Source organism: Pelomonas sp. CA6 (genome assembly GCF_022549225.1).
GTDB lineage: Bacteria > Pseudomonadota > Gammaproteobacteria > Burkholderiales > Burkholderiaceae_C > Roseateles.
The window spans coordinates 74,427-98,175 of sequence record NZ_JAKZFD010000010.1; the positions used below are offsets into that span (position 1 = coordinate 74,427).

General features: G+C 70.6%; 18 protein-coding genes. 7 read left to right on the top strand and 11 right to left on the bottom strand.

Annotation, left to right across the window (positions count from 1 at the left end):
* Positions 1–12: 12 nt before the first annotated feature.
* The 4 genes from LZ017_RS16715 (at position 13) to LZ017_RS16730 (ending at position 4,730) form a co-directional block, all read left to right on the top strand.
* Positions 13–2,091 (top strand): carbon starvation CstA family protein, encoded by a 2,079-nt coding sequence (locus LZ017_RS16715; protein ID WP_241398034.1) that lies wholly within the window; start codon positions 13–15, stop codon positions 2,089–2,091.
* Entirely contained in the window at positions 2,084–2,314 is a 231-nt protein-coding gene (locus LZ017_RS16720) for a YbdD/YjiX family protein (protein WP_241398035.1), read from the top strand. Before LZ017_RS16715 ends, LZ017_RS16720 begins: the two co-directional genes overlap by 8 nt.
* Positions 2,315–2,445: 131 nt before the next feature.
* Positions 2,446–2,952, top strand: coding sequence for a DUF1269 domain-containing protein (locus LZ017_RS16725; protein WP_241398036.1), 507 nt, complete (start codon positions 2,446–2,448; stop codon positions 2,950–2,952).
* A 305-nt stretch (positions 2,953–3,257) separates the two neighbouring features.
* Positions 3,258–4,730 carry a nucleobase:cation symporter-2 family protein gene (locus tag LZ017_RS16730; RefSeq protein WP_241398037.1) on the top strand — a complete coding sequence of 491 codons (1,473 nt, stop codon included), beginning with the start codon at positions 3,258–3,260 and terminating at the stop codon, positions 4,728–4,730.
* Between the two features lie 43 nt (positions 4,731–4,773).
* Here LZ017_RS16730 and ileS read toward each other — a convergent pair whose 3' ends face one another.
* The 7 genes from ileS to LZ017_RS16765 form a co-directional block, all read right to left on the bottom strand.
* A complete protein-coding gene (gene ileS / locus LZ017_RS16735; protein WP_241398038.1) occupies positions 4,774–7,611 on the bottom strand; it encodes an isoleucine--tRNA ligase in 2,838 nt (945 codons plus the stop codon).
* 76 nt (positions 7,612–7,687) lie between these two features.
* Entirely contained in the window at positions 7,688–8,710 is a 1,023-nt protein-coding gene (locus tag LZ017_RS16740) for a bifunctional riboflavin kinase/FAD synthetase (RefSeq protein ID WP_241398039.1), read from the bottom strand.
* 49 nt (positions 8,711–8,759) lie between these two features.
* Positions 8,760–10,250 (bottom strand): response regulator, encoded by a 1,491-nt coding sequence (locus tag LZ017_RS16745; protein ID WP_241398040.1) that lies wholly within the window; start codon positions 10,248–10,250, stop codon positions 8,760–8,762.
* 169 nt (positions 10,251–10,419) lie between these two features.
* Positions 10,420–11,178: a pseudouridine synthase gene (locus tag LZ017_RS16750; protein WP_241398041.1), complete on the bottom strand. Its 759-nt coding sequence runs from the start codon at positions 11,176–11,178 to the stop codon at positions 10,420–10,422.
* Between the two features lie 34 nt (positions 11,179–11,212).
* Positions 11,213–12,241, bottom strand: a complete 1,029-nt coding sequence (locus LZ017_RS16755) for a P1 family peptidase (RefSeq protein ID WP_241398042.1) — start codon at positions 12,239–12,241, stop codon at positions 11,213–11,215.
* Positions 12,241–13,353: an acyl-CoA dehydrogenase family protein gene (locus LZ017_RS16760; RefSeq protein ID WP_241398043.1), complete on the bottom strand. Its 1,113-nt coding sequence runs from the start codon at positions 13,351–13,353 to the stop codon at positions 12,241–12,243. The genes LZ017_RS16755 and LZ017_RS16760 overlap by 1 nt, the downstream gene beginning before the upstream one ends.
* Positions 13,354–13,387: 34 nt before the next feature.
* Positions 13,388–14,587, bottom strand: a complete 1,200-nt coding sequence (locus LZ017_RS16765) for an acyl-CoA dehydrogenase family protein (RefSeq protein ID WP_241398044.1) — start codon at positions 14,585–14,587, stop codon at positions 13,388–13,390.
* Between the two features lie 97 nt (positions 14,588–14,684).
* On the opposite strand from LZ017_RS16765, the gene LZ017_RS16770 reads away from it, so the two are divergent.
* Entirely contained in the window at positions 14,685–15,680 is a 996-nt protein-coding gene (locus LZ017_RS16770) for an isoaspartyl peptidase/L-asparaginase family protein (protein ID WP_241398045.1), read from the top strand.
* A 1-nt stretch (position 15,681) separates the two neighbouring features.
* Here the strand turns inward: LZ017_RS16770 and LZ017_RS16775 are convergent, their stop codons facing one another.
* Complete coding sequence (locus LZ017_RS16775; protein ID WP_241398046.1) at positions 15,682–16,392, bottom strand: TIGR02281 family clan AA aspartic protease; 711 nt, start codon at positions 16,390–16,392, stop codon at positions 15,682–15,684.
* An 850-nt stretch (positions 16,393–17,242) separates the two neighbouring features.
* Positions 17,243–17,737 (bottom strand): YajQ family cyclic di-GMP-binding protein, encoded by a 495-nt coding sequence (locus tag LZ017_RS16780; protein WP_241398047.1) that lies wholly within the window; start codon positions 17,735–17,737, stop codon positions 17,243–17,245.
* Positions 17,738–17,811: 74 nt separating this feature from the next.
* Between LZ017_RS16780 and murB the strand changes: the two genes are divergently transcribed.
* On the top strand, positions 17,812–18,912 hold the full coding sequence (gene murB, locus LZ017_RS16785) for a UDP-N-acetylmuramate dehydrogenase (protein WP_374109935.1): 1,101 nt from the start codon (positions 17,812–17,814) through the stop codon (positions 18,910–18,912).
* Positions 18,913–19,006: 94 nt separating this feature from the next.
* Positions 19,007–20,731, top strand: a complete 1,725-nt coding sequence (locus LZ017_RS16790; RefSeq protein WP_241398048.1) for a long-chain fatty acid--CoA ligase — start codon at positions 19,007–19,009, stop codon at positions 20,729–20,731.
* Positions 20,732–20,748: 17 nt separating this feature from the next.
* Here the strand turns inward: LZ017_RS16790 and LZ017_RS16795 are convergent, their stop codons facing one another.
* Both LZ017_RS16795 and LZ017_RS16800 read right to left on the bottom strand, forming a co-directional pair.
* Complete coding sequence (locus LZ017_RS16795) at positions 20,749–21,603, bottom strand: DUF924 family protein (RefSeq protein ID WP_241398049.1); 855 nt, start codon at positions 21,601–21,603, stop codon at positions 20,749–20,751.
* Between the two features lie 40 nt (positions 21,604–21,643).
* On the bottom strand, positions 21,644–23,749 hold the full coding sequence (locus LZ017_RS16800) for a prolyl oligopeptidase family protein (RefSeq protein WP_277604753.1): 2,106 nt from the start codon (positions 23,747–23,749) through the stop codon (positions 21,644–21,646).

Here is a 23,749-nt window from a genome sequence, read left to right on the forward strand (position 1 = left end):
AAGGAGACAACCATGTCCAGGTTCAGTCGCCACCTCGCTTGGGCGGGAGTGGCTGTTTTGGGTGCGTTCGCGCTGGGCACCGTGGCCCTCGCGCGCGGCGAGGCAATCAGCGCGCTGTGGGTGGTGGTCGCCGCCATCTGCGTCTACCTGATCGGCTATCGCTACTACAGCCTCTTCATCGCGCAGCGCGTGCTGGGCCTGGACCCGACGCGCCAGACGCCGGCCTGGCGCCACAACGACGGGCTGGACTTCGTGCCCACCAACAAGCACGTGCTCTACGGCCACCACTTTGCCGCGATCGCGGGCGCCGGTCCGCTGGTGGGGCCGGTGCTGGCCGCGCAGATGGGCTATCTGCCGGGCCTGCTGTGGATCCTGGCCGGCGTGGTCTTCGCCGGTGCGGTGCAGGACTTCATCGTGCTCTTCATCTCCACGCGCCGCGATGGCCGCTCGCTGGGCGACCTGGTCAAGCAGGAGATGGGCACGGTGCCGGGCCTGATCGCGCTGTTCGGCGCCTTCATGATCATGATCATCATCCTGGCGGTGCTGGCGCTGATCGTGGTGAAGGCCCTGGCCGAATCGCCCTGGGGCACCTTCACGGTGGCCGCCACCATCCCGGTGGCGCTGTTCATGGGCGTCTACCTGCGCTACATCCGCCCGGGCCGCATCGGCGAGGTCTCGGTGATCGGCTTCGTGCTGCTGATGCTGGCCATCGTGGGCGGGCAGTGGGTGCATGAGAGCCCGACGCTGGCGCCGCTGTTCACCTATGACGGCAAGGCGCTGACCTGGATGCTGATCGGCTACGGCTTCGTCGCCGCGTCCATCCCGGTGTGGCTGCTGCTGGCGCCGCGCGACTACCTGTCCACCTTCCTGAAGATCGGCACCATCGTCGCGCTGGCGGTGGGCATCGTGATCGTCGCGCCGACGCTGCAGATGCCCGCGGTCACCCAGTTCGCTGCCGGCAACGGCCCGGTCTGGGCGGGCGACCTCTTTCCCTTCCTCTTCATCACCATCGCCTGCGGCGCCGTGTCCGGCTTCCACGCGCTGATCTCTTCGGGCACCACGCCCAAGATGCTGGAGAACGAGACCCACGCCCGCTACATCGGCTACGGCGGCATGCTGGCCGAGAGCTTTGTCGCGGTGATGGCGCTGGTGGCCGCCTCCTGCATCGAGCCGGGGGTCTACTTCGCGATGAACAGCCCGGCCGCGATGGTCGGCAAGACGCCCGAGGCGGTGGCGGCCACGCTGTCCACCTGGGGCTTCGTGATCACGCCCGAGATGCTGGTGCAGACCGCCAAGGACGTCGGCGAGCACACCATCCTGGCCCGCGCCGGCGGCGCGCCGACGCTGGCCGTGGGCATGGCCCACATCCTGCACCAGGTCGTCGGCGGCAAGGCCCTGATGGCCTTCTGGTACCACTTCGCGATCCTGTTCGAGGCGCTGTTCATCCTCACCGCCGTCGACGCCGGCACGCGCGCGGGCCGCTTCATGCTGCAGGACCTGCTGGGCAGCTTCGTGCCCGCGCTCAAGCGCACCGAGTCGCTGCCGGCCAACCTGATCGCCACCGCCTTGTGCGTCGCGGCCTGGGGCTACTTCCTCTACCAGGGCGTGGTCGACCCGCTGGGCGGCATCAACACCCTGTGGCCGCTGTTCGGCATCGCCAACCAGATGCTGGCCGCCGTCGCATTGATGCTGGGTACCGTGGTGCTGTTCCGCATGAAGAAGGATCGCTACGCCTGGGTCACCGTGCTGCCGGCCCTCTGGCTGCTGATCTGCACGATGAGCGCCGGCTGGCAGAAGATCTTCTCGCCCGACGTGCGCGTGGGCTTCCTGGCCCATGCCAGCAAGTACGCCGATGCGCTGGCCCAGGGCCAGGTGCTGGCCCCGGCCAAGAGTCTGGGCGCGATGGAGCGGGTGATCTTCAACGACCGCCTGGACGCCGCGCTGTGCGCGCTGTTCATGTTCGTCGTGGTCAGCATCCTGGTCTACAGCGTCAAGTCGGTGCTGGCCGCGCGCGCCAGCCGTGAGCCCAGCGTCAACGAGGTGCCCTATCAGGCCCTGCCCGAAGGCGCCCGCGCCGCCGCCCATGCGTAAGCCCGCCTCGGCCGGTCCGTCCCGCGCGCCGCTGGCGGCGCTGGGCCAGGCCGGCCGCTACCTGACGCAGAGCCTGCGCCTGATGGTGGGCGTGCCCGACTACGGCAGCTATCTGGCACACATGCAGCGCACCCACCCGGACCAGGCGCCGATGAGCTACGAGGACTTCTTCCGCGAGCGCCAGCAGGCGCGCTACGGCTCGCGCACCGGGCGCTGCTGCTGACGTGGCGCGGCGCCGGAGGCACCCCTCGCGCAGCAGGGGCGGGCGTTGCGGCTCCGCGGCTCGCGGCCTACAGTGGTGGCGAGGCCTCTTCAGCGGCCAGGGTGGCCGTGCGGGCCTGCGAGGAGTCTCCCATGCGCAAACGCATCTACTGGCTGCTGCCCGACCACCAGAGCGCCCGGCACTGCCTGAACGAACTGCTGCTGGCCCGCATCCCGGTGCAGCAGATCCATGTGATGGCCGAGGAGGGCGCCGAGATGGCCGGGCTGCCGGCGGCCTCGGTGCTGCAGACCTCCGACCTGGTCGAATCGGCGGAAAGTGGGCTGTTGATCGGGGCCGGGCTGGGCGCCGCGGCCGGTGTGGCGTCGGCCTACAGCCTGGCCGTCGCGGCGCCGGCGGGGCTGGTGATTGCGCTGGCTGCGCTGGGCGCGGTGCTGGGCACCTGGTCGTCCAGCATGATCGGCAGTTCCACGCCGAGCCGGCGCCTGCGCCGCTTCGAACATGCGATCGCGCGCGGCCAGTACCTGATGATGGTGGACGTGCCGCGCCAGCGCGTCGAGGAGATCGAGGCGCTGCTTGCCAGCACCCATCCGGAGGCGCGGCTGCAGGGCCTGGAGCCCAATGTGCCGGTGTTCCCTTGAGCACCACCCCGGCCACCGCGTTCGCGGTGGCCCTCCCAGCGTCCCCACGCCCGGCGGAGATTTCCGCTGCTGCCTGCGGGAATGTATACATTCTCCTCACGCTGTCCACCGGGCTTGGTCGTTCAGACCTGGCTTGTCGTCGGCCCTGTCAGCCTGGTCGGTGACGAATTCCCAAGATCATCCGGTGCTGAGTTCTGGCTAACCCTCGGTTCTTCTGCGTACGGTTTTGTATACATTCTGCGGGCGGCCGTCGGGTCTGTCCTGGCGCGCCGGGCGCCGCCAACAGACGCAGAGGAGACCCGTCGATGTCGACACCCGTGGTCCACCCCGTGGACGAGAGACTGCCCGCCGGTCGCCTGGCGGCCCTGGGTTTGCAGCATGTGCTGGTGATGTATGCCGGTGCCGTCGCCGTCCCGCTGATCGTCGGGCGGGCGCTCAAGCTGACGCCCGAGCAGGTGGCGTTGCTGATCAGCGCCGACCTGCTGTGCTGCGGCCTGGTGACGCTGATCCAGTCGCTGGGTGTGACGCGCTGGTTCGGCATCCGGCTGCCGGTGATGATGGGCGTCACCTTCGCCGCGGTGGGCCCGATGCTGGCCTTCGCCAACGCGATGCCGGGCGTGGAGGGCGCGCGCGCGATCTTCGGCGCCATCATCGGTGCGGGCGTGATCTCCATGCTGCTGGCGCCGCTGATCGGCCGGTTGCTGCGCTTCTTCCCGCCGGTGGTCACCGGCACCATCATCGCGATCATCGGCATCAGCCTGATGCGCGTGGGCGTGGGCTGGGCCATGGGCGGGCCGGCCCAGCTGGCGCAGACCGTGGACCTGCCCCGGCTGGTGGCGATGGTGGACCAGGCCAAGGCCGCGGCCGCGGCGGGGGGCGCGCTGAAGCTGCCCGGCCCCATCCCGATGAGCGACAACCCGGCCTATGGGGCGCTGGACAACATGGCCATCGCCGCGGCGGTGCTGGTCTTCGTGCTGCTGCTGGTGCGCTATGCCCGCGGCTTCGTCTGCAATATCGCGGTGCTGCTGGGCATCGTCATGGGCTGCGCGCTCGCCGTGGCCACCGGCAAGATGAACTTCGACAAGGTGGCGAAGGCGCATTGGCTGGACCTGGTAACGCCCCTGAGCTTCGGCATGCCCACCTTCGACGGCGTGATGATCCTGACCATGGTGCTGGTGATGATCGTGGTGATGATCGAATCGACCGGCATGTTCCTCGCGCTGTCCGAGATCACCGGGCGTCGCATCACCACGCAGGAGCTCGCCGCCGGGCTGCGCTGCGATGGCCTGGGCACGCTGATCGGTGGCCTCTTCAACACCTTCCCCTACACCAGCTTCAGCCAGAACGTGGGCCTGGTGGGCGTCACCGGCGTGCGCAGCCGCTGGGTGTGCGTGGCCGGCGGGCTGATCATGATCGTGCTGGGCCTGATCCCCAAGATGGCGGCGCTGGTCGAGTCCATCCCGCAGTTCGTGCTCGGCGGCGCCGGCCTGGTGATGTTCGGCATGGTCGCGGCGACCGGCATACGCATCCTGTCCACGGTCGACTACAAGGGCAACCGCAACAACCTCTATGTCGTCGCGCTGTCGATCGGCTTTGGGCTGATCCCGCTGGTCGCGCCGCGCTGGACGCAGCAGATGGCGCACGGGCTGCATCCGCTGCTGGAGAGCGGCATCCTGCTGACGGCGCTGTCCGCGCTGGTCCTCAACGTGTTCTTCAACGGCCTTGGCGGCGACGCCCGGGCTTCGGTCGACGCCGCCAAGACCGTGGAAGCGCACTGAGCGCCGCCGCCCCGCGGCCGGGGCGGCACAAGGGCCCCGGGGCTCAGGCGATGCTGCGGAGCTCGCCGTCGCCGTGCAGGTTGCTGTCGCAGCGCGCGCACAGCGTCGGGTGCGCCGGGTTGGCGCCCACGTCGGCGCGGTAGTGCCAGCAGCGCTCGCACTTGGCGTGCGCGGACGGCGTGACCGTGACGCTCAGGGTTTCGGCCGGCACCAGCTGCGCCGCGGAGGTGATGAGCACGAACTTCAGGTCCTGGCCCAGGCTTTGCAGCAGGGCCAGGTCTTGCTCGTTGGCGCCTATGGTCACCTCGGCCTGCAGCGACGAGCCGATGGCGCCGGTGCCGCGCACGTCCTCGATGGCCTTGTTGACCGCGTCGCGGATCTCGTGGATGCGGTTCCACTTGGCCGTCAGCGCGCCATCGGTCGTGCCGAAGTCCCAGTAGGTTTCGGTGAAGAGGGTGTCGCCCGCGCCCTTGTGGGCGAACACCTTCCAGGCCTCCTCGGCGGTGAAGCTGAGGAAGGGGGCCATCCAGCGCAGCATCGCGTTCGTGATGTGCCACAGCGCGGTCTGCGCCGAACGGCGTGCCTGCGACTTGGGCGCCGTGGTGTAGAGGCGGTCCTTCAGCACGTCCAGGTAGAAGGCGCCCAGGTCCTCGGAGCAGTAGACCTGCAGCTTGGCCACCACCGGATGGAACTCGTAGCGCTCGTAGTGGGCGAGGATCTCGGCCTGGAACTCGGCGGCCCGCGCCAGCGCGTAGCGGTCGGCCTCCAGCAGCAGCTTGGTCGGCACGGCCTCGGTCGCGGCGTCGAAGTCGGAGGTGTTGGCGAGCAGGAAGCGCAGCGTGTTGCGGATGCGGCGGTAGCCGTCGACGACGCGCGCGAGGATCTTGTCATCGCCAGCGATGTCGCCCGAGTAGTCGGACGCGGCCACCCACAGGCGGATGATCTCGGCGCCCAGCTTCTTGCTGGTGTCCTGCGGATCCACGCCGTTGCCGCGCGACTTGCTCATCTTGTGGCCCTTGCTGTCCACGGTGAAACCGTGGGTCAGCAGCCCCTTGTAGGGCGCGCGTCCGTTGATCGCGCAGGAGATCAGCAGCGAGCTGTGGAACCAGCCGCGGTGCTGGTCATGGCCTTCCAGGTAGAGGTCGGCCTCGGGGCCGCTGGCGTGCGCGGCGCCGGCGTGGCTGCCCTTGAGCACATGCTGGAAGGTGGAGCCGGAGTCGAACCAGACGTCCAGGATGTCCTGGCCCTTGCTGTAGTGCTCGGCGTCGGCGCCCAGCCAGTCGGCCGGGTCCAGCTTGGCCCAGGCCTCGACGCCGCCGGCTTCGACCAGCTGCGCCGCGCGCTCGATGAACGCCAGGGTGTCGGGGTGGGGTTGGCCGGTGTCCTTGTGCAGGAAGATGGGCAGCGGCACGCCCCAGGAGCGCTGGCGCGAGATGCACCAGTCGGGCCGGCCGGCGATCATGTCGCGCAGCCGCGCCTGGCCGTTCTCGGGGTAGAAGCTGGTCTGCTCGATGGCCTCCAGCGCGGTCTGACGCAGGGTCTTGTCGGCCTTGTCGACCGTGAACAGGCCGTCGCCCTCGTCCATGCGCACGAACCACTGCGCCGCGGCGCGGTAGATCACCGGGCTCTTGTGGCGCCAGCAGTGCGGATAGCTGTGGCTGATCTTGCTGTGCGCCAGCAGCCGGCCGGCGTTCTGCAGCGCCTCGGCGATCACCGCATTGGCCTTCCAGATGTGCTGGCCGGCGAACAGCGGCAACTCGGCGGCGTAGACGCCGTTGCCCTGGACCGGGTTGAGGATGTCCTTGAAGGCCAGGCCGTGGCTCACGCAGCTGTTGAAGTCGTCCAGGCCATAGGCCGGCGCCGAATGGACCACGCCGGTGCCGTCGTCGGCGGTGGCGTAGTCGGCGAGGTAGACCGGGCTCTCGCGGTCGAAGCCGGGGTCGACATGGGCCAGCGGATGCTTGAACTTCAGCAGCTCCAGCGAGCGGCCCGGCGTGACCGCCACCACCTGGCCCGCGAGGCCCCAGCGGGCCAGGCATTTCTCCACCAGCGCCTCGGCGACGACGAAGTAGCCGCGCTCGGTGTCCACCAGCGCATAGGGCAGCTCGGGGTTGAGGTTGAGCGCCTGGTTGGCCGGGATGGTCCAGGGCGTGGTGGTCCAGATGACGGTGAAGGCGTCCTTGGCCAGGGCTGGCAGCCCGAAGGCCGCCGCGAGCTTCTGCGGTTCGGCGCAGAGGAAGGCGACGTCGACGGCGGGGGACTGCTTGTCGGCGTACTCGATCTCGAACTCGGCTAGCGAGGAGCCGCAGTCGAAGCACCAGTAGACCGGCTTCAGCCCGCGGTAGACGAAGCCCCGCTCGAACAGGCGCTTGAGCACGCGGATTTCGCCGGCCTCGTTCTTGAAGTCCATGGTGCGGTAGGGACGCTCCCAGTCACCCAGCACGCCCAGGCGCTTGAAGTCGGCCATCTGCTGCGCGATCTGCTCCGCGGCATAGGCGCGGCTCTTGGCCTGCACCTCGTCGCGCGGCAGGCCGCGGCCGAAGGTCTTCTCGATCTGGTTTTCGATCGGCAGGCCATGGCAGTCCCAGCCGGGGATGTAGGCGGCGTCAAAGCCGGCCAGCTGGCGCGCCTTGACGATCATGTCCTTGAGGATCTTGTTGACCGCATGCCCCATGTGGATCTGGCCGTTGGCATAGGGCGGACCGTCGTGCAGCACGAACTTGGGAGCACCGCAGCGCGCGTCGCGCAGCTTCTTGTAGATGCCCTGGTCCTCCCAGTCCTGGACCCAGCCCGGCTCGCGCTTGGGCAGATCTCCGCGCATCGGGAAGGGGGTGTCGGGCAGATTGAGGGTGGAGCGGTAGTCTTTGGCAGCGTCGGTCATGGCAGCGGCAAGGGAAGGGCAGACGGCAAACGGTCTGCGTTGAAGCGGGCGGGGACGGGAGGGCGCGCGCGGCGCTTCAAATTCGGTCGCGCGTGGTCTGGCGACGCAGGGCTGCGTGGGCGGCCAGGTAGGCGCGCGCCTGATCCACGTCCTGGCGGATGGCGGCGGTCAGGGCCGAAAGGCTCTCGAAACGAGCCTCGTCTCGCAGTTTGTGCAGCAGTTCCACACGCACGAGTTTACCGTAGGCCCCATCGCGGCCCAGGCCGGCCGGCCAGTCCAGGCAGTGCACCTCCAGCAGCACGCGGCCCGCGTCCTCCACGGTGGGGCGCACGCCCAGCGAGGCCACGCCGGGCACCCAGTCGCCGTCCAGCCCCTCGGTGCGCACGACGAAGATGCCCTGCGCGGCCGGCCGGGCATGGGCGAAGCGCAGGTTCAGCGTGCGGAAGCCGTCGGCCGCGCCGTCGGCGCTCTCGGCCAGGCGGCGGCCCAGCTTCTGGCCGTGGATCACATGGCCGGAAATCGAGTAGGGCCGGCCCAGCAGCTGCTGGGCGGTCGCCAGGTCGCCGGCGGCCAGCGATTCGCGCACCGCCGAGCTGGAGACGCGCAGCCCGTGCACCTCGTAGCTCATCATGCGGGCGACGTCGAAGCCCAGGCGCTGGCCGGCGGCGTCCAGCGTGGCGTAGTCGCCCTGGCGCTTGGCGCCGAAGCGGAAGTCGTCGCCCACCAGCACATAGCGCGCGCCCAGGCCCTCGGCCAGCACGCGCTGGATGAAGTCCTGCGCGCTCAGCGAGGCCAGGCGCTCGTCGAAGCGCAGCACGATGACCTGGTCCACCCCGCAGCGCTCCAGTTCGGAGAGCTTGTCGCGCAGCGTCGCGATGCGGCTGGGCGCCAGCTCGGGCCGGCCCGCCTTGGCGGCGAAGAAGTCGCGCGGGTGGGGCTCGAAGGTGAGCACGGTGGAGGGCAGGCCGCGATGGCGCGCCTCCGAGTTCAGCAGCGCCAGCATGGCCTGGTGGCCGCGATGGACGCCGTCGAAGTTGCCGATGGTCAGCGCACAGGCGCTGGCGATGCCGGGATGGTGGAAGCCGCGAAAGACCTGCATGGACGGCATTATCGGCGCCGCGACGGCGTGCGGCGGGGCGCGGCGGAGGTCAGGCGGGCTGCCAGCGCACGTCGGACGGCTCGACGGCGGTCGGGGCGGCGGTGGCCGCGGGTGCGGGGACATGGCGCTGCACCAGCGCCACCAGCGCCTCCATCTCGAAGGGCTTGACCAGGTAGTCGTCCATGCCGCAGGCCAGGCAGCGGTGGCGGTCCTCGTTCACCGCGCTGGCCGTGAGCGCGACGATGGGCGTGCGCGCGCGGCGCTCGGCGGCCTCGCGGGCGCGCCAGCGCTGCGTCGCCTCGAAGCCGTCCATCTCGGGCATCTGGCAGTCCATCAGCACGAGATCGAAGGCCTGGGCCTGCAACTGCTCCAGCGCCTGCAGCCCGTTCTCGGCCGGCACCACGTCCATGCCGAAGCGCTCCAGCATGCCGGCCGCGACCAGCAGGTTGACGGCGTTGTCGTCCACCAGCAGCACGCGGCCGGACAGGCGCGGCGGCTCGGCGGGCGGCGCAGGCACGGCCGGAGACCCGGCGGGCTCGACGGCCGCGCAGGGCTGCAGCGGCAGCGTGAACTCGAACACCGACCCCAGGCCCAGCGTGGAGCTGCAGCGCAGTTCGCCGCCCATCGCGCGCGCCAGTTCGCGCGAGATGGTCAGGCCGAGTCCGCTGCCTTCGCGTTGGGCGCCCGGCGCGCTGGCGACCTGCTCGAAGGGGGCGAAGATGCGCTCCATCTGGTCCGCCGGAATGCCCTCGCCGCTGTCCTGTACCGCGAAGCGCAGCAACGTGCCGGTGTGCATGTCCTGCAGCGCCGACACCTGAACCCGCACCGTGCCCTGGGCGGTGAACTTGATCGCGTTGCCGACCAGGTTGTGCAGGATCTGCTGGATGCGCGAGGCGTCGCCCATGAAGCGCTCGGGCAGGCCCGGCGCGAGGTCGAGCCGGAAATCCAGCCCCTTGCCGCGCGCCGTCTCGCCGAGCAGTCGGCAGACGTCGTCCACCACCTCGCGCAGGACCACCGGCTGGGCATCCAGCACCAGCTTGCCGGACTCGATGCGGGCGAGGTCGAGGATGTCGTTGACCAGGGTGAGCAGGTGGCGGCCGGAGCGGCGCACGATGTGCACCTGCTCGCGCTGCTTGGCTGACAGCTCGGACTGCTCCAGCAGCTGGGTCATGCCCAGGATGCCATTGAGCGGGTTGCGGATCTCGTGGCTCATCACCGCGACGAAGCGGCTCTGGCTGTGGCTGTCGCGCTCGGCGTCGCGGCGCATCTCGGCACTCAGACGGCGCTCGCGGGCGAGTTCATCGCGCAGCTGCGCGAGTTGGCGTTGTTCGCTGCGGCGCTGGTCCTGCGTCCACAGCAGACTGCCGGCCAGCAGGCCCAGCCCGACCAGACCCACCGAGGGTTGGCGCAGCAGCACGGCCATGGCCAGCAGGCCCAGCCCGCCGGCCGCCAGTCCCAGCGCGGCGCCGGCATGGCGCCTGTTGTCTTCGGCCGCCGTAGGCGCGCGGACGGCCGATTCTTCTTCCTGTTGTGTTTGCATGAACCCCACGACACGGCCCGGGCTCGGGTCCGGGCTTTCTGCGCCTGCGTCGGCCGATGGGCCGCGCGTCGGACACATTTCTACACAAGTTGTGTGACAAATGCCCTAGGAGCAACCCTGCTCGCGAGGTGAAACCCTGATTCCTGCGTGCGCGTTGTGGCAGGAGGGGTCAGGTCTTGCCTTCTCCCTTGATGGTGGCGAGTCCGCCCTCCAGCCAGCGCCACTGGCCGGGCGCAAGGTCCTCGGGCAGCCACAGCGCGCCATAGGCGGCGCGGTGCAGGGCCTCGACGCGGTTGCCCACCGCGGCGACCATGCGCTTGACCTGGTGGTAGCGGCCCTCGGTCAGGGTCAGCTGCAACTGTCCGTCGGGCAGCAGCTCGGCGGCCTCGGCGCGCGCGGGCTTGTCCGCCAGGCGCGGGTCGTCTTCGTGCAGCAGCACACCGTCGCGCAGCGCCTGCAGGTCGTTCTCGGTCAGCGGATGCTTGCAGCGCGCGTGGTAGACCTTGGGTACATGGTGCTTGGGGCTGGCCAGCTGGTGCAGCAGCTGGCCGTCGTCGGTGAGCAGCAGCAGGCCGGTGGTGTCCTCGTCCAGCCGGCCCACCGGCTGGACCTCGCGCTGGCGCAGCGGCTCGGGCAGCAGGCTGAGCACGCCGGGATGGTGGCGGGGCTTGCGCGAGCATTCGTAGCCGGCCGGTTTGTTCAGCAGGATCAGGGCCTGCTCGTGGAAGGGCCAGGTCTTGCCCTGGACCTCGAACTGCAGGCCGGCGGTTTCAAAGAGGGCGTCGCCATCGTCGACGGTCTGGCCTTCCACGCGGACCAGGCCATGGTCGATCAGCGCGGCGCAATGGCGGCGCGTGCCGAAGCCCTGGCTGAACAGGATTTGCGCGAGGGGGAGGGCGGTGGGCGAAGCGCGGCGGCGTGAACTCATGAGGAATCGGAGGCGGCGGGCCGCCCCGGCGTCCTCACCGGGGGCGGGAGCGGTCGGGGTCAGGCTGCGCAGGCGTTGACGAGGCCTGATTGTCGCGCCAGGCCGGGAGGTGGTAGGGCGCGCCCAGTCCCTGGGCGCTGCGCACCGCGTCGGCCACGGCGCGCGCCACCACCTCGGCGGCCAGCGCACCCAGCAGCCCCAGGTCGCCGTCGCGCCCGCTGGCGCCGGTGGCCAGCGCGAACATCACGTCGCCGTCCATCAGCTGATGCACCGGGTGGATGCTGCGCGCGAAGCCGTCATGCGCGATCTGCGCCAGCTTGTGGCACTGGGTCTTGCTCAGCCGCGCGTCGGTGGCGATCACGCCCAGCGTGGTCGCGCTGCCCGGTCCCGGGCCGCCCAGCGGCGCGCCATCCAGCAGGGCCTGCTCGGTGGACTGCGGGCGGCCGTCGGCGCCGCGCGGGCCGGCCAGGCGCTCGCCGCTGGCGCAATCCAGCACGTCGCCGACCGGGTTGGCCACGACCAGGGCCGCCAGCGTCTGGCCCTGGACCTTCAGCGAGGCCATGCCCAGTCCGCCCTTCATCGCGCGTTCGCGGCCCAGCAGCTTGCCCACGGTGGCGCCCGCGCCGGCGCCCACGTTGCCGCGCTGCTGGTTGGGGCGGGTGGCGGCCTCGCAGGCGGCGTGGCCGGCGGCGGCGTCGGGCGTGATCGCCGGGTCGCCCAGCTGCAGGTCGAAGATCACCGCGGCCGGCACGATGGGCACGCGCGCCGCGCCCACCGCAAAGCCATGGCCGCGCTCGACCAGCCAGCGCATCACGCCGTCGGCGGCGGCCAGCCCGAAGGCGCTGCCGCCGGACAGCAGCAGGCCGTGGATTTGCTGCACCGTGTTCTCGGGCCGCAGCAGCTCGGTCTCGCGCGTGCCGGGCGCCGCGCCGCGCACGTCCACGCCGGCGCTGCAGCCAGCCTCGCACAGCACCACGGTGCAGCCGGTGGGCCGGCGCGCGTCGGTGTGGTGGCCGACGCGCAGGCCGGCCACGTCGGTCAGGCTGCCGGGGTCGGTGCGCATCAGCTGAACACGCCGGCCTGGTCCTGCATGCGCTGGCTGACTTCGCCCAGATGGTGCAGGCTGTCGCCGAACTGCATCTCCATCACGGTGAGGCGCTTGAAGTAGTGGCTGGAGATGTACTCGTCGGTCACGCCGATGCCGCCATGCAGCTGCGTGCACTGCTGGCCGACGAAGCGCATGGACTGGCCCAGCTGCAGCTTGGCCTGCGACAGCGCGCGGCGGCGGCTGTCGGCGCCGTCGCCCAGCTTCAGTGTGGCGAAGTAGCTCATGGAGCGTGCCAGCTCCAGCTGCATCTTCACGTCGGCCATGCGGTGGCGCAGCGCCTGGAAGCTGCTGATCGCGACGCCGAACTGCTTGCGCGTGTTGAGGTAGTCGGCGGTGATGGCCACCAGCCGGTCCATCGCGCCCACGGCCTCGGCGCACAGCGCGGCGATCGCGACGTCGGCCGCCAGTTCCAGCACCGCCAACCCCTGGTCGGCGCCCACCAGCCGCGTGCCCGGGGCGCCATCCAGCACCAGCTCGGCGGCGCGCGAGCCGTCCTGCAGCAGATGGCCGCCGGCGCTGACGCCAGGGGCCTGTCGTTCGACCAGATACAGCGCCAGGCCCTGGGCGTGGCGTGCGGGCACGATGAAGGCGTCGGCCCGGTCGCCGGCCGGCACCAGGCTCTTGCGGCCGCTGATGCGGCCCTGGTCGTCGGCCTGGGTATCGCAGCGGTCCAGCCGGTAGCGCGCGCCGCGCTCCTGGTGGGCCAGCACCACCAGCGCGTCCCCGGCGGCGATGCGCGGCAGCCACTGCGCCTGCAGCGCGTCGGGCGCATGGGCGAGCACGGCGGGCGCCACCAGCGCGGCCTGCGCATAGGGCTCCATCACCAGGCCGCGGCCCAGTTCTTCCATCACCACCATCGCCTCGACCGGGCCGAAGCCCAGTCCGCCCTGCGCCTCGGGCACGGCCAGCGCGCTCAGGCCCAGCCCGGCCAGCCCGTCATAGGCCTCGCGCGAGAAGCCGCCCGCGCGCACGATGGCGCGGCGCTGCTCGAAGCCGTAGTCCTTGTCCACCCAGCGCCGCACCGCGTCGCGCAGCGATTCCTGGTCTTCGGTGAAATCGAAATCCATGGTCTGTCCTTGTATCTCGCGAGCTTGCGGGGGGTCAGCCCAGCAGGGTCTGGGCCACGATGTTGCGCTGCACCTCGTTGGAGCCGCCGTAGATCGTGGTCTTTCGATAGTTGAAGTAGTGGCTGGCCAGCGGCGCGCAGTGCGCGGCGCCGCCCGGCCACAGGCCGCCCAGGGCCTGGTCGCCCTGCCAGCCGGCCTCCATGGCTTCGTGGATGTAGGGGGTGGAGAAGGGACCGCCGGCCAGCATCATCAACTCGGCGTAGCGCTGCTGGATCTCGCTGCCGCGTATCTTCAGCAGGCCGGCGACGTCCAGCGACTGCTTGCCGGACTTCTCGGCCGACAGCACGCGCAGCACCATCATCTCCAGCGCGACGATGTCCACCTCCAGCAGCGCGATCTGATCCCGGAAGCGCAGGTCGTCGTAGACGCCCTCGGTCTTGGCGATGCGCTTGAGCCGCTCCAGCTCGCGCTTGGCGCGGTTCACGTCGGCGATGTTGGTGCGCTCGTGCGCGAGCAGGTATTTGGCGTAGGTCCAGCCCTTGTTTTCCTCGCCGATCAGGTTCTCGGCCGGGACCTCGACGTTGTCGAAGAAGACCTCGTTCACCTCGTGCTCGCCGTCCAGCATGATGATGGGCCGCACGGTGACGCCGGGCGACTTCATGTCGATGAGCAGGAAGGAGATGCCGGCCTGCGGCTTCACCGTCGTGTCGGTGCGCACCAGGCAGAAGATCCAGTCGCCGTACTGGCCCAGTGTGGTCCAGGTCTTCTGGCCGTTGACGATGTATTTGTCACCGCGGCGTTCGGCGCGTGTCTTGACCGAGGCCAGGTCCGAGCCCGAGCCCGGCTCGCTGTAGCCCTGGCTCCACCAGACGTCGCCGCTCATGATGCCGGGCAGGAAGCGCTGCTGCTGCTCGGGCGAGCCGAAGGCCATGATCACCGGCGCCACCATCACCGGTCCGAAGGGCACCACGCGCGGCGCGCCGGCGAGCGCGCATTCCTCCTCGAACAGATGGCGCTGCACCGCGTTCCAGCCCGGGCCGCCGAACTGCTTGGGCCAGGCCCAGCCATGCCAGCCCTTTTTGCCGAGGATCTTGGCCCAGCGTTGCAGATCGTCTTTGGAGAGGCGCAGCGCGTTGTGCACCTTGTGGCTGATGTCGGCCGGCAGGTTGGCGCGCACCCAGTCGCGGATCTCGGCCCGGAAGGCGAGTTCCTCGGCGGTGAAATTGAGGTCCATCGTCGTTGTCTCCTTGTCGTGCGCTTTTTAGCACGGTCGTTCGAAAAATCCCTGTCTCAGCCGAGACAATGGGCGGACAAAGAACCGGAGACCTCGGATGCCCCCCACTTCCTCCTTCCAACCCGCGCTGGCCCTGCATGGTGGTGCGGGTACGCTGCAGCGCGGTGACATGTCCGCTGAGATGGAGCAGACCTACCGGGCCGCGCTGCGCCGCATCGCCGAGGCCGGCGTCGCGGTGCTGGCCGACGGCGGCAGCGCGCTGGACGCGGTCACCGAGACGGTGCGGCTGCTGGAGGAATGCGAGCTGTTCAATGCCGGCAAGGGCTCGGTCTACACCGCCGACGCGCGCCACGAGATGGATGCCAGCGTGATGGATGGCCCGAGCCGGCGCGCCGGCGCGGTGGCCGGCATCAGCCGGGTACGCAACCCGGTGCTGGCGGCGCGGGCGGTGATGGAGCACAGCGGCCATGTGATGCTGATCGGTTCCGCGGCGGAGGTCTTCGCGCAGCACCAGGGCCTGGAGCTGGTGGCGCCGGAATGGTTCGGCACCCCGCAGCGCCTGCGCCAGCTGCAGCGCGCCCGCGAGCAGGCCGGGGTGCCGCTGCTGGACCACGACGCCCAGCACCTGGAGGCGAGCATGGCGACGGCCGCGCAGCCGCCCATCGACGAATCGACCAAGATGGGCACGGTCGGCGCCGTGGCGCTGGACGCGCGCGGCCAACTGGCCGCGGCCACCTCCACCGGGGGCATGACCATGAAACGCGCGGGCCGGGTCGGCGATTCGCCCATCCTGGGTGCGGGCTGCTGGGCCGACGCCGCAGTGGCGGTGTCCTGCACCGGCACCGGCGAGGCCTTCATGCGCAGCGCCGCGGCCCACGAACTGTCGGCGCTGATGCGGCTCAAGGGCCTGAGCCTGGCGCAGGCGGCCGAGCAGGTGCTGTGGCAGGAGCTGCCGTCGGTGCAGGGGCAGGGCGGCCTGATTGCGGTGGACGCCGGCGGCGAGCTGCTGCTGGGTTTCAACACCGAGGGCATGTACCGCGCCTCGGGTCGCGTGGGCGAGCCGGTGCAGGTCGGCGTCTACAAGGACGAGTGAGTCAGTAGCGCTGGTCCAGCGTGAGGACGGAGTCCTCGCGCTTCATCTGGAAGCGGTTGAGGAAGCTGTTGCCCAGCAGTACCTGGCTCATCGCCGCGGGCACCACCATGGCCTCCACGCCGCGCACCTCGACCGCGCCCACGCGCACCGAGTCCAGCAGGATGCGATGGGCCGGCACCACGCCGTTGGCGGTCTGCATCAGTACCTGCTGGCCGCGGCGAAAGGGCAGCTTCATGCGTTCGGCGTCGGCCTGGGACAGCGCGACCGTGGTGGCGCCCGTGTCCACCATCATCTGGACGGCATGGCCATTGATCTGACCTTCGGTGATGAAGTGGCCGCGCGGATCGGCGCTGAGCACGATCTGGCGCGCCGCGCCCGGACCGCCAGCGCCCAGGCGGACCTGGGCCGCGCCCATCACCAGCGTCTGGCGCCGGCCATTGGCCTCCACCACCGCGCCGTCCGCGCCCATCGACACCAGGCGCACGCCGCGTGCGCTGTCACCCACGCGCAGGGTCTGCGGCTGGCCGTCGATCACCAGCAGCGCGGCCTGCGCGCCCAGGCTGCCCTGAAGGCTGACGGCGGGGCCGGGGGGCTGGGTTTGCGCTTGGACGGTGTGGTGGGGGGCCTGGGCGTGGGCCGGCGAGGAAGCCAGTGCCGCGGCCAGCGCTGCGACCAGCGTCGCGGCCGGTGGGAGGAGGGAGAGACGGTTCACGGCGGGGCGTTCCTCTGTTGTGTGGAGCGGTGGTGCCTGCTGCGGTGAGTTGGGGGTGGTGGGTGGGCCGTGGGCGAGTTGGCGGGTTGGCGGGTTGGCTCCATTGTCTGCGCGGGGCGCAGAGCCCGCCGGGTCCCGGCCCGGCAGCCGGGTAACTTTTCCTGCGGGCCCAGGAAAAGTCACCAAAAGGAGGGCCTGAATGCGATTTGACCGAGGCCCGCGCTGGGCACTGAGCCCTGGCCCGACGACCATCGGGGCGGCTCCACCGCTCAGGCCTTGAGTCGCTCGCCGAGTACGGCTCGACTCCACATCGGGCCTCTTGCCGAGACGCCTGCCAATTTCGCCGCGAGCAGCGACTGTATTTGGGGCGGAGCGCCGGGCCGCCCCAAGCTGGCCCGCTTGGCGATACGGGTGGCTGAATGCCACCCGTATCGGCGTCCCCCTTGGGGACCGGCCAAGGTACGCCTTGGACGAGGGGGTGTTCCAGGGGCCGGCGCCGGGCCGCCCCAAGCCGGCCCGCCTGGCGATACGGGTGGCTGAATGCCACCCGTATCGGCGTCCCCACGGGGGACTGGCCAGGGTACTCCCTGGACGAGGGGGTGTATTCCAGGGCCGGTGCCGGGCCGCCCCAAGCCGGCCCGCCTGGCGATACGGGTGGCTGAATGCCGCCCGTATCGGCGTCCCCACGGGGGACCGGCCAGGGTACTCCCTGGACGAGGGGGTGTATTCCAGGGCCGGCGCCGGGCCGCCCCAAGCCGGCCCGCTTGGCGATACGGGTGGCTGAATGCCACCCGTATCGCCGCCCCCCACGGGGGGCAGCCCAAGGTACTCCTTGGGCGGGGGGCACCATCTAGTCTCGGAAGTTGTTGTAGGACAGCGGCGTATCCGCGAACTCCTTCTTCAGCAGCGTGATCGCCACCTGCAGGTCGTCGCGGTTCTTGCCGGTCACGCGCACGGTGTCGCCCTGGATGGAGGCCTGGACCTTGAGCTTGCCGTTTTTGATTGCGGCGACGATCTTCTTGCCCAGGTCGGATTCGATGCCGGCCTTGATCTTGTAGCTCTGCTTGAGCTTGTCGCCGCCCATCTTCTCGGGCTTGGCGCTCATGTCCAGATAGGTGATGGGCACCTTGCGCTTGGTGAGCTTGTCCAGCAGCACGGCCTGCAGCTGTTCCAGTTGGAAATCGCTGTCGCCATGCAGCAGGATTTCCTTCTCCTTGTCCTTGAGCTCCAGCTTGGCGCCCGTGCCCTTGAAGTCGAAGCGGGTGGAGACTTCCTTGGCGGCGTTGTCGACGCCATTGCGGATTTCGACCATGTCGGGTTCAAGAACGGTATCGAAGCTGGGCATATGCGTGATCCTGTGGGGCCTCGGTCAGGTCCGGGCCACGGGGAAGAGGGAATGGTTTGGGGGAGAATTCTGCCATGCAGTCCTCCCCGATCCCGCCCGCGGACACCGCGTCCGCCAGCACCTCGCCCACGCCCGCAGCCAGCGGGCTGAACGTGGAAAGCGACGTCAATCTGAAGCCCTACAACAGCTTCGGCCTGCCCGCCGTGGCGCGCCGGCTGGTGCGCCTGCGCAGCGAAGCCGACGCGCGCCGCGTCGTGGACCATCCGGAGTTGGGGCGCGCGCCCAAGTTCGTGCTCGGCGGTGGCTCCAACCTGGTGCTGACCCGGGATGTCGAGCCCGTGGTGCTGAAGGTCGAGATTCCGGGGCTGCGGGTGCTGGAGGAGCGCGCGGACTGCTGGATCCTGGAGGCCGGCGCCGGCGTGGTCTGGCATGAGCTGGTGGCCTGGTCGCTGGCGCAGGGCGTGCCCGGCCTGGAAAACCTGGCGCTGATCCCGGGCACCGTGGGCGCGGCCCCGGTGCAGAACATCGGCGCCTATGGCCTGGAGCTGAAGGACCGCTTCGACAGCCTGGACGCGATCGACTTCACCACCGGCCGGCGTGTCACGCTGGACGCCACGGCCTGCCGCTTCGGCTATCGCGACAGCGTGTTCAAGCAAAGCGGCTTCGGCGGCCTGGCCGGCAAGGGCGTGATCACCGCGGTGCGGCTGCGCTGCCCCAAGCCCTGGCAGCCCCAGCTGGGCTATCTGGACCTGCAGCGCAAGATGGCCGAAACCGGCCTCACCGCGCCCGACGCGCGCCAGGTCTTCGACTGGGTCTGCGAGATCCGCCGTGCCAAGCTGCCCGATCCGGCGCGCATCGGCAACGCAGGAAGTTTCTTCAAGAACCCCGTGGTCAGCGCCGAGCAGTGCCGCGACATCATCGCGCGCGACCCGCACATCGTGCACTACCCCATGCCCGACGGCAGCTTCAAACTGGCCGCCGGCTGGTTGATCGACGCCTGCGGCTGGAAGGGCAAGTCGGTGGGCGACGCGGCGGTCTACGACAAGCAGGCGCTGGTGCTGGTGAACCGTGGCGCGGCGCGTGGCGCCGAGGTCGTGACCCTGGCGCGCGCGATCCAGGAAAGCGTGTACGGCCGCTTCGGCATCCGCCTGGAGCCCGAGCCCGTCGTGGTCTAGCGCGGCGGGCTGTCGCTGCGGGGACAGCGCAAGCCGCCGCGGCTGGACAAGATCGGGGCCAGTGGCGCGCAGACGCCGACCCGGAGACTTGCCCATGACCCTCGTCGCCCAGGCGCGCCCCGAGCAGGCCGCCGTGCAACACAGCCATTGGCCGCGCCGATTGCCGCGGCAGCTGGAGATTCCGCGCACCTCGTTGTGGTTCAACCTGGAGGTCGCGGCGCGGCGCTTCCCGGACAAGCCGGCGCTGCACTACGTGGGCGCGACGCTGATCTACGCCCAGTTGCATGAGCAGGCGCTGCGCCTCGCCGCCTGGCTGCAGTCGCGCGGCGTGCAGGCGGGCGACCGCGTCGCGCTGTTCATGCAGAACTGCCCGCAGTTCGTCGTCGCCTTCTATGCGGTGAACCGCGCCAACGCCGTCGTCGTGCCGGTGAACCCGATGAACCGCGAGGACGAGTTCGGCCACTACATCAGCGACCCCGAGACGCGGGTCGTGATCTGCAGCGCCGAGCTGGCGCCGGTGGTCGAGGCGGCGAATGCCCGGCTGGCGCCCGAACGCCGCCTGGATACGCTGCTGGTCACGCACTACGCCGACATGCTGCCGCCCGGCGGCCCCGACCCCGACGCGGGCCTGCCCGCCGCGATGCGCGATTGGCTGAGCGCGCGCCACGCGCTGCCGGAAGGCGCCGTGCCGTGGACGCAGGCCCTGCGGGAGGGCGAGTCCGGCCAGCTGGGGCCGCACAGCGCGGGGCCGGACGATCTGGCGCTGCTGCCCTACACCTCGGGCACGACCGGCCTGCCCAAGGGCTGCATGCACAGCAACGCCACGCTGATGGCCAACGCGGTCGGCGGCGGGCTCTGGGGGCATGCCAGCCCAGAGGCGGTGGGCCTGGCGGTGGTGCCCATGTTCCACATCACGGGCCTGCTCTACGGCGTGCTGAGCCCGGTGTACAACGGCATGAGCATGGTCATCATGCCGCGCTGGGATCGCGAGCTGGCTGGCCGGCTGATCTCGCGCCACCAGGTCACGCACTGGACCTGCATCCCGACCATGATCATCGATCTCTTCGGCAGCCCGAACTACCGCAGCTTCAATCTTTCCAGCCTGCGCTATCTGAGCGGCGGTGGCGCGGCGATGCCGGAGGCGGTGGCGCAGCGCCTGCTGGACGAGTTCGGCCTCACCTTCGCCGAGGGCTATGGCCTGACGGAGACCGCCGCGCCCAGCCATGCCAACCCGCCGGAGCGCGCCAAGCTGCAATGCCTGGGCATGCCGCTGTTCGGCGTGGACTCGCGCATCGTCGACCCGGTGACGCTGGAGGAGCTGCCGGTGGGCGAGGTGGGCGAGATCATCACCCATGGGCCCATGGTCTTCCTCGGCTACTGGCGCCAGCCCGAGGCCACCGATGCCGCCTTCGTGGAGCTGGACGGACGACGCTTCTTCCGCACCGGCGACCTGGGGCGCATGGACGACGAAGGCTATTTCTTCATCACCGACCGGCTCAAGCGCATGATCAATGCGAGCGGCTATAAGGTCTGGCCGTCGGAGGTGGAGATGCTGCTCTACCGCCACCCGGCGGTGCAGGAGGCCTGCGTGATCGCCGCGCGGGACAGCTACCGCGGCGAGACCGTGAAGGCGGTGGTGGTGCTGCGCGCCGAGGCGCGCGGGCAGACGCGCGAGCAGGACATCGTCGCCTGGGCGCACGAGCACATGGCGGCCTACAAGGCGCCGCGCATCATCGAGTTCGCCGACAGCCTGCCCAAGTCCGGCTCGGGCAAGGTGATGTGGCGTCTGCTGCAGGAGAAGGAAGCCGCGGGCGGCTGACGCGCCCGACGGCGCCGCTAGAAGCCGGCGCCGGGCTGGGCCAGGTAGTCCCGCTCCTCGGCCGTGCTCTCGCGGCCCAGGATGGGGTTGCGGTGCGGGAAGCGGCCGAAGCGGCGGATCACCGCTTCATGGCGGCGCGCATAGTCCAGCGCGTCGGCCAATCGGGCATCCTGCGCGGCCAGGGCCTCGAACTCGCGCACGCAGCGCGCCTGCAGCGCGGCGTCCTCGGCATGTTCCAGCGGCATCAGCGCGAACCAGCGCTGCAGCGGCCCGAGGTCCTGCCAGCGCGGGATCAGCGCCAGCGCCGCCTCCAGCGCCAGCGCGTCGCCCGCGAAGGCGCGCGGCGTGTCGCGCCCGGTGTTGCGCGTGAACTGATCCAGCAGCAGCACCCGGGCCAGCAGGCCCCAGGGCGTGTCATCCCAATCGCGCAGACCGCCGGCCAGCGCGTCGTCGATCCGTGCGCCGAAGCGCTGCTGCAACTGGCGGTCGAAGTCGGGGTTCTTGCGGAACCACTTGGCCTGGATCTGGCCGTCCTCGGCGCTGCCCGGCGCGCCGAACCATTCGTTGAGCACCGCCTGCGCCGCCGCGGGCGCGAGCAGCCGCTGCCAGTGCGCATGCCGGCGCAGATGCAGTTGCACATAGCTGCAGGCCGGCACAAGCTGCAGGCCCTGCGGCGCCAGCCAGGCCAGCGCCGCTTCCACCAGCTGCGCGGCGACGCCCTGGCCGCGCAGCGCCGGGTCCACGCCGGTGTGCGTGATCAGCAGCTGCTCGCCGCGGCGCTGGTAGTCCAGCTCGCCGTGCAGACCGGGGCGCGGCTCGGTGCTGAAGCGCTGGCGCTCGGGATGGTGCTGGATGTGCAGGGCGGTGCTCATGGCGATGGTTCCTGACGGTGGAGCGCCGGATCCGGCGCGTTCAGTGGGGCTCCAGCGCCAGGCCCAGGCGGCGGGCCAGGTAGCTGTATTCCAGGGCCTGCAGATCGGCGCGCTGCAGGTTGTCGGCCGCGCCGCCATGCCCGCCCTCGAGGGCCTCGACATAGAGTGGCGCATGGCCCAGCGCTTCCATGCGGGCGACGAATTTGCGTGCATGGCCGGGATGGACGCGGTCGTCGCGCGTGGAGGTGGTCAGCAGCATCGAGGGCAGGGCGCGGCCCGGCCGCAGCTGGTGATAGGGGCTGTAGCGACGCAGCACGGCCCAGTCCTCGGGGTCGTCGGGATCGCCATACTCGGCCATCCAGGAGGCGCCGGCCAGCAGTTGGTGGTAGCGCCGCATGTCCAGCAGCGGCACCTGGCAGACCACGGCACCGAACAGCTCCGGGCGCTGCAGCGCGCAGGCGGCGACCAGCAGGCCGCCGTTGCTGCCGCCCATCAGGCCCAGCTGGTCGGGCCGGCACAGGCCGCGTGCCAGCAACTGCTCCGCCACGGCGATGAAGTCGTCGAAGCTGCGCTGGCGCTCGCGGCCCTGCGCGGCCTGGTGCCAGGCGGGTCCGTATTCGCCGCCCCCGCGGATGTTGGCCACCACCAGGCGGCCGCCGCGCGCCAACCAGGCCTGGCCCATGCCGCCCAGGTACCAGGGCTGCAGCGCCACCTCGAAGCCGCCATAGCCATACAACAGCGTCGGGCCGGGCGCGGCGTGGTCCGGCGCCGCCGGGCCGACGAGGAAGTAGGGCACGCGGGTGCCGTCGGCCGAGACGGCGAAATGCTGGCGGACCGCCAGCCCGCTGGCGTCGAACTGCGGCGGCTGGGCCTTCAGCGGGATGCGCTCGTCGCTGCCGCCGCGCGCCAGGCTGACGCTGTCGGGCGTCAGGAAGTCCTCGTAGTGCAGCAGATAGTCCTCGGCCAGTGCATCCTCGGCCAGCTCCGGGTCGTGCAGCGGCTGCACCGACAGCAGCCCCGGGAAGGGCGCGGCCACGTCGCGACGGCGCGGCGGCGTGGCGGCCAGGTCCCATTCCTCCAGCCGGCTGGCGACATGCTCGCTGACGTGCAGCAGCAGGTGGTCGCGCGTCAGGCTGTAGTCCGCCAGCGAGCGAGCGGCGTCCGGCGTGAACAGCGGCTGCAGCGCGCGGTCGCCGGCCAGGAAGGCTTCCAGTTCGATGAGCAGCAGGCTGCCCGCCGGATGGGTGTGGCCGCCCACGGTCCAGTCCTCCCGCGGCGACAGCAGCATCCATTGCCGGTGCAGGCCCAGCTCCACACTGCTGGGCAGGTCCAAGCGACGCAGCTGCCCGTCGGGTTGCAGCAGGTGGTGTTCGTCGTTGTAGAAGTCCAGCGCGCGATGCAGCATCACGCGCTCATGGCCCGGCGTGCGGTCCACGCTGGCGCTGACCGCGACGTCCTCGGCCTCGCCTTCGAAGATCACCGGTGCGGCCGCCAGCGGCGTGCCGCGGCGCCAGCGCCGGATCTGGCGCGGATAGCCCGAATCGGTCAGCGAATCCTCGTCCAGCTCGGTGCCGATCAGCAGCGTGTCCTCGTCCAGCCATTCGGCCTCGGTCTTGGCCTCGGGTACGAAGAAGCCGCCTTCTTCGGGCGGGATGAAGCGGCATTCCAGCAGGTCGAACTCGCGCAGCTCGTGCGCATCGGCACCGCCATCGGACAGCGCGAGCAGGCAGCGCCGGTAGGCCGGCGCCAGCGCGTCGGCACCGTCGAACACCCAGCTGCGTCCCTCGGCCGCACCCAGGGCGTCCAGGTCCAGCACCGTGTGCCAGTCGGGCCGGTCCTCGCGGTACGACTCCAGCGTGCAGCGCCGCCACAGGCCGCGCGGATGGGCCTCGTCCTGCCACAGGTTGTAGAACCAGTCGCCGCGGCGGGCGATGTGCGGGATGCGGCGGCTGTCGTTGAGCCGCTCCAGCAGCTCGCCGCGCAGCCGCTCGAATCCCGGCGTGGCGCGCAGCAGCGCTTCGCTGCGGGCATTGCGCTCGCGCACCCAGGCCAGCGCACGCTCGCCGTCGGGGCCGTCCAGCGCCTCCAGCCACAGGTGGGGATCGTCGTCGTCGGAAGCGGCCGGGGCCGTGGCATGGGGGTTCAG